We start from the raw sequence: 2,429 nt of genomic DNA, 5'->3' as shown, positions 1-2,429 counted from the left end.
ATCCGTCCAGCCCCGTCGGACAATTTTCTTTGTGACATTAAAGTCCCATCCCGCCCATGGGTTCTTGTCGACAAGATCACGTTGAACAAGATGGCTCCAGAGTGAAGACATGCGTGAGAAGTGGTTCTTCACAGTTTTGCCACTGACAGTTTCTTGGCCTTGCTCCTGTGCCTGAGCAATGACCATACGCAAGGGGAGAACAGTTTTTCCTTTACCATGCGTAGCGGGCAGGGATGACAGAAGGTCAAAAAACTCACCGGCTACGGTGCCGGTAATCTGCCGAATAGGCTTATCGCCGAAGGCCTCAATGAACAGATCAATCGTTTTACGAGTGGCTTTGAGCGTGTCGGGGCTTTTGGTGGTGTCTGAATAAATGAATTTTTCGGCCATAACCGACAGGCGAGGCGAGGACGGTTTAACAGGACCAGGCTTTTCTTCTGCTCCCACGTTCTCAAGAGGAACGAGAGAGGATGCTGGAAGGTTTCTGGCCTGCTGGGCCAGTGTCTGATTGCTGCGAATGTCGACAATCATCGCCGCAAGCCGGTTTGCCTCTCCCCGAAGCATTTCTTTTTCTTTGGCACTTACGGCTGCGCCTGTTCTGAGGCGCTGGCTGAGAGATTCCAGTCGCGTCTGGATGGCAGCAAGGTGATCCTTGCTCTGCTGGAGGAAGGTGCTTTCCTTTTGAACCTGCGCCAGCATTTGCATGGCATGCTGGGCCTTCTCAGCCTTCTGCTCCAGTGCGTGGCACTCTTCTGCGAGGGAGAGAGTTGTTTCCTGATCCCTGATCATCTGGGTTTGCAAGGCCAGAAGTTCTTGCAGAAGGGTAGGGGATGCCTGTTCGTCCAAAGTCCGGGCCTTATGAAAGAAGTCACCTGTACGTGCATACAGATCAGCAGCTCTTTCGCGGGCGATCAACTTTTTATCGGTGCGCAGGGAGAGGGAGATTTCAGATCGGCCCAGAAGGGCTTTGAGGTCCTGAGGGATGGCGCGGCGGAAATGGTAGTATGAGCCGATAAGGCGGAGCATGACGAATTCCCGTTCTGGGAAGACAAACGGGAAAATCCCGCAGACCCGTCAAATTCTCATTTTACTGTTATATTTCAATAGGTTAGTGGTGCGAACTGCGGGACTCGAACCCTCACTGACCCGCACGGTCAGCTTCGCAACACCTTGAAAAGACAGCGGATAATGATACGCGGTCTTCTAGTTGAATTTTCTGCCTTCAATTTTGGTTAAACACTCTGGGTGCGTCAAGCCAAAAGAGAGAAGGGGTCATGTATGGCGTGAAGCTGGCTCGTTCAGAAAAGAGGAGAGCCAGCCGTGCAAACCAGTGGACACGTTGTGTCGCGATGGTTTGCAAACTGGTCAGGAGGAGAGAGCATTGCTCTCCCCCGTGAACCCCTTCTTGATGTCAGAATTGGGGGGGTAGCGGAAGGTCAGCTTCGAAGAAGTCAAACACTGTATAATTATCTTACTTTGAACATTCTCTGGGGAATTTTTAATCATTCACATAAATATGATAAAAATATATAGTTATGGATAGACAATTTTATTTAACCGATTCACAATATTTTTAATAAAATCTTCGCATTCGTTAGCATATTTGGGCTGTATGCGCCTTACGTTTCCTTGATGGTCGTGATCACCTTCATGCGCAATTTGATTTCGTCTTTTTACGTAATTGGCTAGTTTCCGTTTGATTTCTTCGCCTGTAGTCTTGGGGCCTGACCAAGTCGCAGCTATCTTATCAAAAATATCCGGTTGATTAATCATATCGTAAGCGAATATAATTTTTTCTGGTGCTTGAAAAGACATAAATTGAAGGGTTTTTTCGTGTAATTTTATAGACAATCTTTGAGAAATGTCTCGGGAAGAAATCAATGGGTAAGCAGCCTTAAATGAACTAGCATTTTTTATTGGTATAAGCGACGACATTTCTGATGCCAAAACCTCGGAAATATTGTTTTCTGATAATAATTTTGGTATCTGGTCATTGAGAACGGTGTGTATATAAGTATCTAATGCAGAAATTGATGCAACGACGGATGATCGAAGTATCCAAAATAAATCTTTATTAGTGGAGGTTAATGCTCCCCGCTTACCTAAGTCTCTAGACAATCTAAGTTCGTTATACATTTTTATTAGTTTGTCTGATGCAGCAATGCTGCTTTGAAATTTAACAAATGCACTCATTATTTCACCTATTCTACATTTAATTTAACAGCTTATATTTTTTTACTTGCGTCGAAAGATATGATAAGTTTCATTTTTTGAAAAGAGTCCAGAAGGCTAAAATTATGTCCGACATGAGGGCGTAACACAGTCATTTGATCAAATCTTATTTTTTTTGCGCTGTAGGGGGTCAACGGGGGAGGTCTCTTCCCCTTGCCAGATGTCGAATGGGTAGCCATTCGACACTGCTGGCTCCC

Annotated in this window: 2 protein-coding genes; both read right to left on the bottom strand. The window is 45.6% G+C overall.

The window, feature by feature from the left end; translation table 11 throughout:
* A partial coding sequence (locus Abin_RS14405; protein ID WP_371862252.1) for a DUF6538 domain-containing protein occupies window positions 1-1,026 on the bottom strand: 1,026 nt, incomplete at its 3' end.
* A 507-nt stretch (window positions 1,027-1,533) separates the two neighbouring features.
* Complete coding sequence (locus Abin_RS14400; protein WP_146867751.1) at window positions 1,534-2,193, bottom strand: HEPN domain-containing protein; 660 nt, start codon at window positions 2,191-2,193, stop codon at window positions 1,534-1,536.
* Between the last annotated feature and the right edge of the window lie 236 nt (window positions 2,194-2,429).

Source organism: Acetobacter indonesiensis (assembly GCF_000963945.1).
Classification (GTDB): Bacteria; Pseudomonadota; Alphaproteobacteria; order Acetobacterales; family Acetobacteraceae; genus Acetobacter; species Acetobacter indonesiensis.
The sequence above is the reverse complement of the archived record's forward strand: the minus strand, read 5'-3'. Positions and strand labels throughout refer to the sequence as shown.